Here is a 13,045-nt window from a genome sequence, read left to right as displayed (position 1 = left end):
CCGCACCTTTTTGTTGGATGACTGCTGTGATCCAAGCGTAAGGAAAGGCAAGGGTGGCGCAAATCGGGGGTGCTGAGAGATTGATATCAGCCGGGTGGAAGGGTGCTTGTAGGGATTGCCCTACAAAGATGACGGATTTAGATATGCCCTCCCGACCCTATCGCTGGCAAGCCAGCTCCCACACTGCCGGCGACACCAGCAAAACCTGTGGGAGCTGGCTTGCCAGCGATGAGGCCCCGACAGGCAACATCAATCCCACAGGTCGCTTTCAGAACACTCAAAGCAACTTGTGCTCCATCGCATACTTCACCAGCTCCGCCAGCGAAGTGACATTGAGCTTCTGCATCAGCCGCGCCTTATGGGTACTGATGGTCTTGTTGCTCAACGCCAACTGCTGGGCAATATCGTTGACGTTGGCGCCCTGGGCCAGGCGCTCGAACACCGAAAACTCGCGCTCCGACAGCAAGGAATGCAACGGCCGGGTATCGGTCAGGCCCACCTCGAAGACCATCCGGTCGGCCAGTTCCGGATCGATATAGCGCCCGCCCCCGGCCACCCGGCGAATCGCGGTGAGCAGCAGCGCCGGGTCACTGTCCTTGGTGGCATAACCGGCGGCGCCGACCTTCAAGGCGCGGGCGGCCATCTGCGCCTCATCGTGCATCGACAGCACGAGGATCGCCGGCGGCGCATTCAGCGCGCGGATCCGCGGGATCGCCTCAAGGCCGTTGACCCCGGGCATGGAGATATCCAGCAGCACCACCTCGCACGGGGTATGCCGCAGCGCTTCGAGCAATTGCTCGCCATTGCCCGCCTCGCCGACCACCTGCATGTCCTTGGCCAGGCCGATCAACTGCTTGATGCCCTCGCGCACGATGGTGTGGTCTTCGGCCACCAATACTCGAATCACTGCCCCGCTCCTGTTTCAGTCCAGAGGAATACGCACGCTCAGGCTGGTGCCCTCGCCCGGTTCACTTTCCAGGTGCATCTCGCCGCCCAGCATCAGCACCCTTTCGCGCATGCCGACCAGTCCGAAGGAACTTGGCCGACTATCATCCGCGACAAATCCTACGCCATCGTCACTCACCGCAAGACACAGCATAGGCCCCTCCAGCGTCAGGCTGATCTCCACCGTATGCGCCCGGGCATGGCGCATGACATTGGTCAGTACCTCCTGCAACACCCGGAACAACCCGGTGGCCTTGGCGTCACTCAGTGGTGGCAAGTGCTCCGGAACCTGCACCAGACACGGGATCTGGGTCCGTGCCTCGAAGCGCCTTGCCTGCCACTCGATCGCAGAGGCGATGCCCGCATCGAGAATCGGCGGACGCAAGGCCGTAGCCACGTCGCGCACCAACTGGAACAGTTGGGCGATCAGGCGCTTCATGCTGCCCAGTCGCTCGGTCAGACCCGGGTCGAGATCGGCGTAGGCCAGTTCGCACATGGACGTTTCCAGCTTCAGCACGGTCAGCATCTGACCCAGTTCGTCATGCACTTCCCGGGCAATTCGCGCCTTTTCCTCCTCGCGCACGCTTTCCAGGTGCGCGGCCAGCTCCCGCAACTGTTCCTGGGAGCGAGCCAGCTCCAGCTCGACCTGCTTGCTCTGGGTGATGTCCCAGACGATACCGTCCCACACCACCCGGCCATTGCTCAGGGTCCGCGCACTGGCCTTGATATCGGCCCAGCGCTGCTCGCCTTGACGGGTCAGGATGCGTCCCTGCCATGACCAATCGCTGTCCGAGGCCAGGGCCTGGTCCTGGACCCGGTGATAATCGGCGCGGTCATCGGCATGCACCAGGTTGCGCAGACCCATTTCCGGATGCTGGATTTCGCTCGGTGCATAGCCGACCAGCGCTTCGCTGCCCTCGCTGATGTAGGGAAACTCCAGCTCGTCGATCCCCGGGTCGCGCTCCAGGCGAAACACCAGGCCCGGTACGTTGGCGGCGATGCCCTTGAGCCGCGCCTCACTCTCGCGCTGGGCTGCCTGGGCACGGCGCCGCTCGCTGACGTCGGTGAGGTAGACCACCAGGTACTCGGCATCGCGAAAGCGCAGGAAGCTCAGTGACACATCCACCGGCAGGAAGCTGCCATCGGCCCGCAGCCACCGGGTTTCGAAGCGTTGCGCCGACTCGTCGCTGGCTCGCGCGCGCTTCCACAGGTCAAGCCAGCGGTCCATGTGCAATTGCGGTTCGAAGTCGATCAGCGGGCGCTCCACCACCGCGCCGGGTTCGTAGCCGAGCATCGCTTCCGCGGCACGGTTGGCGTAGCGCACATGACTATCCCAGTGCACCCAGAGGATGCCCACGGTGCTCTGGTCGAGGGAGAACTGGCTCAGGCGCAGGGCTTCCTCGCGGCCCAGGCGCAGGGCCAGGTCTTCTCGCGCGGCAAGCAGGCTGTGCTCAAGGAAATGTTGCTGGCGACGCTGCCAGATGATGATCGCCACGCCACTGAAGAACAGTGCAGCAAACAGCAGCGCAAGGTTCTGCCAGAAACCGGGAGACTCGCTCAGGCGTGGGTACTTGGGTTGTAGCCAGCGGGTATGCAGCTCTTCCAGGTCCTTCGCCGGAATCGCCTGCAAACCGCGCTCGAGGACATCCGCCAGCATCGGCCAGTCACGTCGCGACGCGACCCGCAGCAATTGCGGGCGGCCGATATCGCCAACCACCGCCAGCTCGCTGAATTCGCTCTCGCGGGACAACCGGCTCAACTGCGCTTCGTCCACCACGGCATAGCGCGCCTGCTCGCTGACCACCAGTTGCAGGGCCTGGCGCTCGCCCGGCACGCCCTGCAGGTTGAGGTTGCCGTAGGTGGCGCGCAGGTAATCGGCGACCGCGCTGGGCATGCGCACGGCGACCCGCTCGATGTCGCCGATCTTCTCCACATCCACGGCCACCGCACCATTGCGCTGGCCGACGATCAGTTGCGGTACACGCATGTAAGGGTCGCTGAACAGCCACAGGCGCAAGCCGGCCGGCGTCTGGGTCAGGCCCGGGGCGAGGTCGATCTCACCGTGGACCAGGGCATGCTCCAGCTCGGCCTGGTCGGAGAAGTTGCGCCAGGTCAGGTCCAGGCCCAGGTTGCGCGCCAGCAGGTTCATCACCTCGACGTTGACCCCGGACAGTTGCTGCAGGCGCCGGTCGAATTGGGCGAACGGTGCTTGCAGGATCATCCCGACCCGCAGGCTGCGATGCTGTTCCAGCCAGTCCCGCTGCGCCGGATCCAATTGCACCGCAGTCGGTGCCGGGGCGGCCCAGACGATCAAGGGCAGGAAAAAACAGCCGATAACCCACAGACGGCGCAAACCAATCATCTTGAATCTCGTCATATAGAAGGACGGCTACCCAGCGTGGCCGTCCCGGACAAATACCTTTAGGCTGCCGGTATCATTCTGGCCTGGATCGATCAATGTTCTCACTCTATCGCACGACGCTTCCTGCGTTATGCCTGACCTTGATACTACCTTGCAGCGCCAATGCCGTGGATGGCAAAGCGCCAGAAACCCAAGCGGAGCGCCCGGCCCTGATCGAGCGCACCCAGGAAGACGCCCTCGCCCTGGAACGTCAGGTGCCCAAGGAAGAGCAACAGACCTTGCAAGCCGGCAGCGACGCTTTCCTCGCCCTATGGAAGCCGGCCAACAGCGCGACGCCCCAGGGCGCACTGGTGATCCTCGCGGGTGCCGGTGAAACCGCCGATTGGCCGAAGACCGTCGGGCCACTGCGACGCAAGTTCCCGGATGCGGACTGGGGCACCCTGAGCCTGGCCCTGCCCGATCTGCTCAGCGACAGCCCGGTGGCGCGCAGCGAGAGCCCGGCCCCGGCGCCCAAGGCCGAGGACACCAGCAAGGCCGCTCCGGCCAAAGACACTCCGGCCGACGCCAACGCCAATATCGCTCAGGCCACGGCCCCGGAGACTGACGCGGAATCCAGCGATAGCGCACCCGCCGACGCCAGCAGCGACAGCACCGACGCCGAGCGCATCTTCGCCCGCCTCGATGCCGCCGTGGCCTACGCCCAGCAGCAGAACGCGCGCAGCATCGTGGTCCTCGGCAGCGGTACCGGCGCTTACTGGGCCGCCCGCTACATGAGCGAACGGCAACCGGCGCAGGTGCAGAAACTGGTGATGGTCTCGGCGCAGATGCCGCTCAAGGCCGAGCACAGCCTGGAGAGCCTGGCGCCGACACTGAAGGTGCCGACCGCCGATTTCTACTACAACGACCAGGGATCGGCCCGTCAGGCAGCACAGCAACGCCTGCAGGCCAGCAAGCGTCTGAAGGACAGTAACTACAGACAGGTCGCCCTGACCGCAATGCCCGGCAACCGCTCTGCCGAGCAGGAGCAGTTGTTCAGGCGGATCAGGGGTTGGTTGAGCCCGAGCGCAATCGATTAGAAATCGCGTCGTTTGCGGATGATGGCGTAGGCCTGGTGCAGTTCGCGGGTGCGCTCGGTTGCCTCGCGCACCTTGGCCGGGCTGGCGCCACTGCCCTGCAATTTGTCCGGGTGGTGGCGACTGAGTAGACGGCGGTACGCCTGCTTGATCTCCCCCGCTTCGGTGTCTGCGCCGACCCCAAGCAGACGCAGAGCCTCGGCGTAGCTACCCGGCCCATCGAGGGCCGCCTTGCGCGGCTCGTAGTCACCGGCCAGGGCCTGGACCTTGGCCGCCGACCACCCCAGTTGTCGCCCCCAGTGCAGGAGCAGCTCCCGCTCGTCACGGCCGGCCCGGCCATCGGCCCAGGCCATGCGACAGCAGGCGCGTAACACGCCCTCGGCGGCATGGGGTTGCAGCTTCAAGCGTTGCAGGTGGCCTTCGACCTTCTCGCGCCCGGACTTGCCGAGATTGAAGGCAGCGATGGCCTTCTTGCGCGCCTCATCGTTCAGCTCCAGCCGCTGCATTTCCTGGCGGGCCTGCTGGATATGGCCTTCGACCACCCGGCCATCGCTCTTCGCCATGCGTCCCAACAGGACGAACAACACCTCGTCATCGCGCAGTACCGGACGACCGCCCAGTTTTTCCCGCAGGTGCGCCCAACTGTGCAACTGCAAGCGGCGGTCCATCGCCTGCCCGAGCAGGGCTCCCAACAGCGCGCCAGGAATGCTGGCGACGGCGAAGCCGGCTCCGGCTCCAATCACTGTGCTCGGCCACAACATGTCAGCGGCGCTCGGCGAGCAGGCGCTCGACTTCGGCAAGGCGCTCCAGGGTACCGACGTCCACCCAGTGGCCGCCGAAGTGCTCGCCGCTGACCTGGCCGTTGGCCATGGCCGCGCGCAGCAGCGGTGCCAGCTTGAAAGCACCCGCCTGGCAATCGGTGAACAGCGCCGGGTCGAGCACCGAGATGCCGCTGAAGGTCAGGGTATCCTCGGCCCCCGCGCCATCCTCGACCTGGCCGGCAGCGAGGCGAAAATCGCCGGCGCCGTGATGGCCGGGATTGTCCACCAGCACCAGATGGGCCAGGCCCGGCAGCGGCTGGCGCAGGCGGGCGAAATCGTAGTCGGTCCAGATATCGCCGTTGACCAACAGGAACGGCTCGTCACCCAGCAACGGCAACGCCTTGAAGATCCCGCCGCCGGTTTCCAGCGGCTCGCCCTCGGCGGAATAGCGGATGCTCAGGCCGAAGCGCGAACCATCGCCGAGGTGATCCTCGATCTGCTGACCGAGCCAGGCATGATTGATGACGATGTCGGTGAAACCCGCTGCGGCCAGGGCACGCAGGTGATACTCAATCAGCGGCACACCGGCCACCGGCACCAGTGGCTTGGGTGTGTGCAAGGTCAGCGGACGCATGCGCTCGCCCTTGCCGGCGGCGAGGATCATCGCCTTCATGGACGCGCCCCCAGGCTGGCGATCAGCTCACCCAGTTCGGCCAGCTCCGGCCGGCGCGCAATCACTTCATCTATATAGGCAAAGAAACGTGGCACGTCGGCCAGGTAGCGAGGCTTGCCATCGCGGTGGCAGATACGAGCGAAAATGCCGATCACCTTGAGATGGCGCTGCACGCCCATCAGGTCGCTGGCGCGGTGGAAGTCCTCGAAATCGGCCTGGACCGGAATACCTGCGGCACGGGCCCGTTCCCAGTAGCTACGCAGCCAGCCGGCGACCCGCGCCTGCGGCCAACTGAGGAAGGCGTCCTTGAACAGGCAGGTGATGTCGTAGGTGACCGGGCCGTACACCGCATCCTGGAAATCCAGCACACCCGGATTCGGCTCGCTGCGCATCAGGTTGCGCGGCATGTAGTCGCGGTGCACCAGTACCTTGGGCTGGGCCAGGGCGCTGTCGATCAGCAGGCTGCTGACCCGCTGCCAGAGTGCCGCTTGCCGTTCGTCGAAGGCCTTGCCCAACTCGCGCCCCACGTACCACTCGGGAAACAGCTCGACTTCGCGGCGCAGCAACGCCACGTCATAGCTCGGCAACGGCGCATCCATCGGCAGGCGCTGGAAGGCCAGCAACGCATCGATGGCATCGCTGAACAACTCGTCGGCGTTGTCGGCGTCGATCACGTCGAGGTAGGTCTGGTTGCCCAGGTCGCTGAGCAAGAGGAAGCCGCGCTCCAGGTCTTCACCGTGGATCACCGGCACATTGACCCCGGCACTGGCCAGCAGGCGGGCGATATCGACGAAGGGACGGCAGTTTTCCTGGGGCGGCGGCGCATCCATGATGATGAAACTGCGGCCGTCGGCCTGCCAGCGGAAATAACGACGGAAACTGGCGTCGCTGCTGGCGGCGGTCAGGCTGCCCTCGGGGACCGGCCCCCAGCCCTGGGTCCGAAACAGAAGCGCCAGCTGCTCGTCGAGCCAGGCGGTCAGGTGGTGCAGGCGTACATCGTGATCAGGCATTACAAGGGTCTCCGAAGGCCCTGGTCGCTGTATCGAAGGTATTCGTGCGCAGGCCAGGCGAGGCGAGAACGGGCAAGGATGCGGAGTTTACTGGTTGTAAATGCGCATTCCGAGCCGTTTTCAATGCGGCCGATGCAAGCAGGATGCATTTCTTACAGAGCCTAGCCGTCAAGCGGGGCATGCTTTATCATCCAGCATCTTTTTCAGACCATCGAGAGGCGTGCGGCCCCACACGCGGGCAGATGGCACGCAGGAAGCCCGGACTAATAAGATGGCATTGAAATCCCCCGCGTTTCGCAAAAAATTCCCGTTGCTGGTCACCGGCGGTCTGCTGGCATTGCAACCCCTGGCGACCTCCTATGTAGTCGCCGCCGAGCAGTTCGACTGCCAGGTCTCCGCTTCCGGCGGATGGGACTGCAAACCCAAGACCAGCGCCACACAGCTGCCGCCTCGCCCGATTCATGACGGTGCAGCGGTCAGTTCGGCCAATGCGTCCCCGGAACAGGCCGCCGAAGGCGGTGCCGTCGAGGACAAAGGTCCCAAGCCCACCCTGGTCACCGAATCCAAGGGCCGTGGTCTGAAATCCCGCAGCGCCGACTACAGCCACCTGGACTGGGTTCCTCGCGAGCAACTGACTGCAGCCCAGCTCGCCGAGACTGGCCCGTACTGCTCCGGTGCCTACATCGAGCCGACCCGCCCGGGCATGAACGACAGCACGCCGAAGGACGAATCGCCGACCTTCCTCGGTGCCAAGGTATCGCGCTACCAGCAGGAACAGCAGATCGCCACCCTCGCGGGTGACGTGGTCATGCGCCAGGGCAGCATGCAGGCCGAGGCCGACGAGGCCAACCTGTACCAGGCCGAGAACCGTGGCGAGCTGGTCGGCAACGTGAAGATCCGCGACAACGGCTCGCTGGTCGTCGGCGACCGCGCCGAGATCCAGCTGGATACCGGTGAAGCCCAGGTCGACAACGCCGAATACGTGATGCACAAGTCGCGCATCCGCGGTAACGCGCTGTACGCCAAGCGTTCGGAAAACGCCATCATTCGTCTGAAGGACGGCACCTACACCACCTGTGAGCCGAACAGCAACGCCTGGCAGCTCAAGGGCAACAACATCACCCTGAACCCGGCCACCGGTTTCGGTACCGCGACCAACGTCACCCTGCGGGTCAAAGATATTCCGGTGCTCTACACCCCGTATATCTACTTCCCGATCGACGACCGTCGCCAGTCCGGCTTCCTGCCACCATCGTTCAGCAGTAGCAGCGATACCGGCTTCATGCTGGTCACGCCGTACTACTTCAACCTTGCGCCAAACTACGACGCCACCCTGTACCCACGCTACATGGCCAAGCGCGGCCTGCTGATGGAAGGCGAATTCCGCTACCTGACGCCGAGCAGCGAAGGTCAGTTCGGTGGTGCCTGGCTGAATGACAAGGAAGACGAGCGCAAGGAGATGTCCGACTACACGGATCAGCGCTGGATGGTCAACTGGCAGCACAAGGGCGGCCTGGACTCGCGCCTGATGACTGAAGTCGACTACACCGATATCAGCGATCCGTATTACTTCCAGGACCTGGAAAGCGACCAGATCGGCGTGGAGCGCCGCGACTTCCTGAACCAGCGGGCCACAGCGACCTACCGTGGCGACAGTTATACCGCCCGCATCAACGTTCATGCTTTCGAGCGCGCATCCGTTGCCAACATCACGCCTTACGACATGCTGCCGAAGCTCTCCCTCAATGGCGTGCTGCCCTTCCAGCCAGGCGGTCTGAACTTTGCCTACAACACCGAGTTCGTGCGTTTCGACCGCAATCTCAAGAGCGGCAACTTCAAGGACGAGAATGGTGTTGAGACCCGCTGGTATGACGCTCGTGTTTCCGGCCTGGCCCGTGCCAACGGTGACCGTGCAACGATCGCACCGCAAGTCAGCCTACCTCTGGAGTGGACTTACGGTTTCGTGAAACCCGCCGTCAAGTACACCTACACCAAGTACGACCTGAGCCTGGACAGCCAGGGCAAGGCTGGTCTTAACGGTGACTTCAACAGCACCCCTGATCGCGGCCTGCCAACCTTCAGTGTCGACAGCGGCCTGTACTTCGACCGCGACACCCAGTGGTTCGGCAAGAACTACCGGCAAACCCTCGAACCGCGCATGTACTACCTGTATGTGCCGTATGAGAACCAGAAAGACATCCCGGCATTCGACACAGGCGAATACACCTTCAACTACTCGGCACTGTTCCGCGACAACCGCTTCTCCGGCGGCGACCGCATCGGCGACGAGAACAAGCTGTCCCTGGGTGTGACCAACCGCTGGATCGAAGAAAACGGTTTCGAACGCCAACGCTTCAGCATTGGCCAGGCCGTTTACTTCAAGGATCGCAAGGTGCAGTTGCCGGGTATCGACTATCGCACCCGCGACGACGCGCAGGCCGATGTTTCGCCTTATGCGCTGGAATACGAATATCGCTTCAACCGCGACTGGCGCTTCAACTCCGACTTCAACTGGGATCCGGACAGCCGCAGCACCCGTTCGGGCAGCGCGATGTTCCACTACCAGCCTGAAGACAACCTGAACAAGGTCGTCAACCTTGGCTACCGCTATCGCAACGACACCGTCCGCTACGACCAGACCACCGGTCAGTGGCGCATGGGCGGTGACTATGGCACCCCAGGTACTGCCGGTTACGTCAAGGACTACTACAAGATCCAGCAACATGACTTCTCCGTCATGTGGCCGATCGTTCCACAGTGGACCGCGATCGCTCGCTGGCAGCACGACTACAACCGCAACCGTACCCTCGAGGCCTTCGGTGGTTTCGAATACGACAACTGCTGCTGGAAACTGCGTCTGATCAACCGCTACTGGGTCGATTACGACGAATTCAGCCAGGACGCACCGGAAAACGAGAAGGGCGACCACGGTATCTTCCTGCAGATCGTGCTGAAGGGCCTTGGTGGCGTAGTGGGCAATAAAGTCGAGAGTTTCCTCGACACAGGCATTCAAGGTTACCGTACACGTGAAGACCAAGCTTATTGATTGTCTGCGCCCGCTGATGCTGGGCGCTCTGATGTTGAGCAGCACCGCGCACGCCGCGGTGCAGACCCTGGACAAGATCGTCGCCATCGTTGACAACGATGTAGTCATGCAAAGCCAACTGGACCAGCGCGTCCATGAGGTGCAGCAGACCATCGCCAAGCGTGGCGGCGCCGTGCCGCCTTCCAGCGTGCTGGACCAGCAGGTCCTGGAACGCCTGATCGTCGAAAACCTGCAACTGCAGATCGGCGAACGCTCCGGCATCCGCATCACCGACGAAGAGCTCAATCAGGCCATCGGCACCATTGCCCAGCGCAACAACATGAGCCTGGAGCAGTTTCGCGCTGCCCTGGCCCATGACGGCCTGTCCTTCAACGACGCTCGCGAGCAGGTCCGTCGCGAGATGATCATCAGCCGCGTACGCCAGCGTCGCGTCGCCGAGCGCATCCAGGTTTCCGAGCAGGAAGTGAAGAACTTCCTCGCTTCCGACCTGGGCAAGATGCAGCTGTCGGAAGAGTTCCGCCTCGCCAACATCCTGGTCCCGACCCCGGAAAGCGCCAGCTCCACCGCTATCCAGGCCGCGGCCCGCCAGGCCGGCGAGATCTACCAGCAGCTCAAGCAAGGCGCCGACTTCGCCCAGCTGGCAATCGCCCGCTCCGCCAGCGAAACCGCGCTGGAAGGCGGCGAGATGGGCTGGCGCAAAGCGGCCCAGCTGCCTCCTCCGTTCGATCGCATGCTCAGTTCCATGGCCGTTGGCGATGTCACTGAACCAGTTCGCACTCCGGGCGGTTTCATCATCCTCAAGCTGCAGGAAAAACGCGGCGGCGAGACCCAACTGCGTGACGAAGTGCATGTTCGCCACATCCTGATCAAGCCAAGCGAGATCCGCAGCGAAGCCGAGACCAAGGTCCTCGCACAGCGCCTGTACGACCGTATCCAGGCTGGCGAAGACTTCGCCGAACTGGCGAAGAGCTACTCGGAAGACCCGGGTTCCGCACTCAACGGCGGCGACCTGAACTGGGTTGATCCGAATGCACTGGTGCCGGAGTTCCGCGAAGTCATGGCCCACGCCCAGCAAGGCGTAGTGTCCAAACCGTTCCAGACCCAATACGGCTGGCACGTCCTGGAAGTCCTTGGCCGCCGCGCCACCGACAGCACCGCCCAGGCTCGCGAGCAACAGGCGATGACCGTACTGCGTAACCGCAAGTACGATGAAGAGCTGCAAACCTGGCTGCGTCAGATCCGTGACGAAGCCTACGTAGAGATCAAGCTTCCTGGCGCCGAACAGGCCGCCCAGTGAAACCGCAGCGCTTCGCCCTCACCCCCGGCGAACCCGCAGGCATAGGTCCCGACCTGTGCCTGCTACTCGCCTCGCAAGCCCAGCCACACCCCCTGATTGCCATTACCAGCCGTGACCTGCTCGCCGAGCGGGCCACGCAGCTGGGCGTGGCTATCGAACTGCTTCCGGTCAGCCCCGATGCGTTTCCCGACCAGCCGGCCAAGGCCGGCAGCCTGTATGTCTGGGATACCCCGCTGGCGAACCCGGCAGTGGCTGGCCAACTGGACAAGGCCAACGCCGCCTTCGTCCTGGAAACCCTGACCCGTGCCGGACAAGGCTGCCTGGATGGGCACTTCGCCGGCATGATCACCGCCCCGGTGCACAAGGGCGTGATCAACGAGAGCGGCATTCCGTTCTCCGGGCATACCGAATTCCTCGCCGAGCTGACCCATACCGCCCAGGTCGTAATGATGCTCGCCACCCGCGGCCTGCGGGTCGCTCTGGTCACCACCCACCTGCCCCTGCGCGACGTGGCCGACGCCATCACCGTCGAGCGCCTGGAGCGGGTCACACGGATCCTGCATGCCGACCTGCAACAGAAGTTCGGCATCGCCCAGCCACGCATCCTGGTCTGCGGCCTGAACCCCCACGCGGGCGAAGGCGGCCACCTGGGACGCGAGGAAATCGACATCATCGAGCCGACGCTGGAACGTCTGCGCACCGAAGGCATGGACTTGCGTGGCCCGCTGCCGGCCGACACCCTGTTTACCCCCAAATATCTGGAGCACTGCGACGCAGTGCTGGCGATGTACCACGACCAGGGCCTGCCCGTGCTCAAGTTCAAGGGCTTTGGCGCGGCGCTGAACGTCACCCTTGGCCTGCCGATCATCCGCACCTCGGTGGATCACGGCACCGCCCTGGACCTTGCCGGTACCGGCAAGGTCGACACCGGCAGCCTGCAGGTCGCCCTGGAAACCGCCTACCAGATGGCCGAGACCCGACTATGACCGAGCAATACCAACACCGGGCGCGCAAGCGCTTCGGCCAGAACTTCCTGCACGACGCCGGGGTGATCGACCGCATCCTGCGCGCCATCAATGCCAAGTCCGGCGAGCACATCCTCGAAATCGGCCCGGGCCAGGGCGCCCTGACCGAAGGCGTGCTGGGCAGCGGCGCGCAACTGGACGTGGTCGAGCTGGACAAGGACCTGGTACCGATCCTCAACCAGCAGTTCGCCAGCCGCGACAACTTCCGCCTGCATCAAGGCGACGCGCTGAAATTCGACTTCACCACCCTGGGCGCCGCACCGCGCTCGCTGCGAGTAGTCGGCAACCTGCCGTACAACATCTCCACGCCGCTGATTTTCCACCTGCTGGACAACGCCGAACTGATCCGCGACATGCACTTCATGCTGCAGAAGGAAGTGGTCGAGCGTCTGGCCGCAGGTCCTGGTGGTGGCGACTGGGGTCGCCTGTCGATCATGGTTCAGTACCACTGCCGCGTGGAACACCTGTTCAACGTCGGCCCCGGCGCGTTCAACCCGCCGCCGAAGGTGGACTCGGCCATCGTCCGCCTGGTGCCCCACGAGACCCTGCCGTTCCCGGCCAAGGACCACCGCCTGCTCGAACGCATCGTCCGCGAAGCCTTCAACCAGCGGCGCAAGACCCTGCGCAACACCCTGAAGGCCCTGCTCAGCAGCGATGCCATCGAGGCCGCCGGCGTCGATGGCAGCCTGCGTCCCGAGCAACTCGACCTGGCCGCCTTCGTCCGCCTCGCGGACAAGCTGGCCGAACAGTCCGCCGCCAAGTGATTCACAGCCCGGCCAGTCTCGTCGCGAGGCTGGCCGGCTGCCCCGCCCATGGCCTAGACTGACCCTCCATTGCCGCATCCGTTCGTCTT

At 64.0% G+C, this 13,045-nt stretch carries 10 protein-coding genes; 5 read left to right on the top strand and 5 right to left on the bottom strand.

Annotated features, from left to right (window positions below):
* Positions 1 to 277: 277 nt before the first annotated feature.
* Together ACODSK_RS08715 and ACODSK_RS08710 are read right to left on the bottom strand one after the other, a co-directional pair.
* On the bottom strand, positions 278 to 907 hold the full coding sequence (locus ACODSK_RS08715) for a response regulator (protein ID WP_075801591.1): 630 nt from the start codon (positions 905 to 907) through the stop codon (positions 278 to 280).
* A 15-nt stretch (positions 908 to 922) separates the two neighbouring features.
* Complete coding sequence (locus tag ACODSK_RS08710) at positions 923 to 3,307, bottom strand: PAS domain-containing sensor histidine kinase (RefSeq protein WP_489015386.1); 2,385 nt, start codon at positions 3,305 to 3,307, stop codon at positions 923 to 925.
* 95 nt (positions 3,308 to 3,402) lie between these two features.
* Between ACODSK_RS08710 and ACODSK_RS08705 the strand changes: the two genes are divergently transcribed.
* A complete protein-coding gene (locus ACODSK_RS08705) occupies positions 3,403 to 4,383 on the top strand; it encodes an alpha/beta hydrolase family protein (RefSeq protein WP_489015385.1) in 981 nt (326 codons plus the stop codon).
* Here the strand turns inward: ACODSK_RS08705 and ACODSK_RS08700 are convergent.
* Genes ACODSK_RS08700 through ACODSK_RS08690 form a run of 3 tightly spaced genes read right to left on the bottom strand, consistent with a single transcriptional unit; the run spans position 4,380 to position 6,824 of the window.
* Positions 4,380 to 5,141, bottom strand: a complete 762-nt coding sequence (locus ACODSK_RS08700; RefSeq protein ID WP_489015419.1) for a TerB family tellurite resistance protein — start codon at positions 5,139 to 5,141, stop codon at positions 4,380 to 4,382. The two genes, ACODSK_RS08705 and ACODSK_RS08700, sit on opposite strands and share 4 nt — an antisense overlap.
* Before the next feature lies 1 nt (position 5,142).
* Positions 5,143 to 5,814 (bottom strand): N-acetylmuramate alpha-1-phosphate uridylyltransferase MurU, encoded by a 672-nt coding sequence (gene murU / locus ACODSK_RS08695; RefSeq protein ID WP_489015384.1) that lies wholly within the window; start codon positions 5,812 to 5,814, stop codon positions 5,143 to 5,145.
* The gene (locus tag ACODSK_RS08690; RefSeq protein WP_489015383.1) at positions 5,811 to 6,824 is read right to left on the bottom strand and encodes an aminoglycoside phosphotransferase family protein; all 1,014 of its coding nucleotides are present in this window, start codon (positions 6,822 to 6,824) and stop codon (positions 5,811 to 5,813) included. Before ACODSK_RS08690 ends, murU begins: the two co-directional genes overlap by 4 nt.
* 271 nt (positions 6,825 to 7,095) lie before the next feature.
* On the opposite strand from ACODSK_RS08690, the gene ACODSK_RS08685 reads away from it, so the two are divergent.
* The 4 genes from ACODSK_RS08685 to rsmA are packed head-to-tail and all read left to right on the top strand — an operon-like array spanning position 7,096 to position 12,956.
* Positions 7,096 to 9,870: an LPS-assembly protein LptD gene (locus ACODSK_RS08685; RefSeq protein WP_489015382.1), complete on the top strand. Its 2,775-nt coding sequence runs from the start codon at positions 7,096 to 7,098 to the stop codon at positions 9,868 to 9,870.
* The gene (surA, locus tag ACODSK_RS08680) at positions 9,851 to 11,167 is read left to right on the top strand and encodes a peptidylprolyl isomerase SurA (RefSeq protein ID WP_489015381.1); all 1,317 of its coding nucleotides are present in this window, start codon (positions 9,851 to 9,853) and stop codon (positions 11,165 to 11,167) included. The genes ACODSK_RS08685 and surA overlap by 20 nt, the downstream gene beginning before the upstream one ends.
* On the top strand, positions 11,164 to 12,153 hold the full coding sequence (gene pdxA, locus ACODSK_RS08675; protein WP_489015380.1) for a 4-hydroxythreonine-4-phosphate dehydrogenase PdxA: 990 nt from the start codon (positions 11,164 to 11,166) through the stop codon (positions 12,151 to 12,153). The genes surA and pdxA overlap by 4 nt, the downstream gene beginning before the upstream one ends.
* Positions 12,150 to 12,956 (top strand): 16S rRNA (adenine(1518)-N(6)/adenine(1519)-N(6))-dimethyltransferase RsmA, encoded by an 807-nt coding sequence (gene rsmA / locus ACODSK_RS08670; RefSeq protein WP_489015379.1) that lies wholly within the window; start codon positions 12,150 to 12,152, stop codon positions 12,954 to 12,956. The genes pdxA and rsmA overlap by 4 nt, the downstream gene beginning before the upstream one ends.
* The last annotated feature ends 89 nt before the right edge of the window (positions 12,957 to 13,045 follow it).

The organism is Pseudomonas sp. FG98 (assembly GCF_057808595.1).
This window is presented reverse-complemented; position numbering and strand designations above follow the sequence as displayed.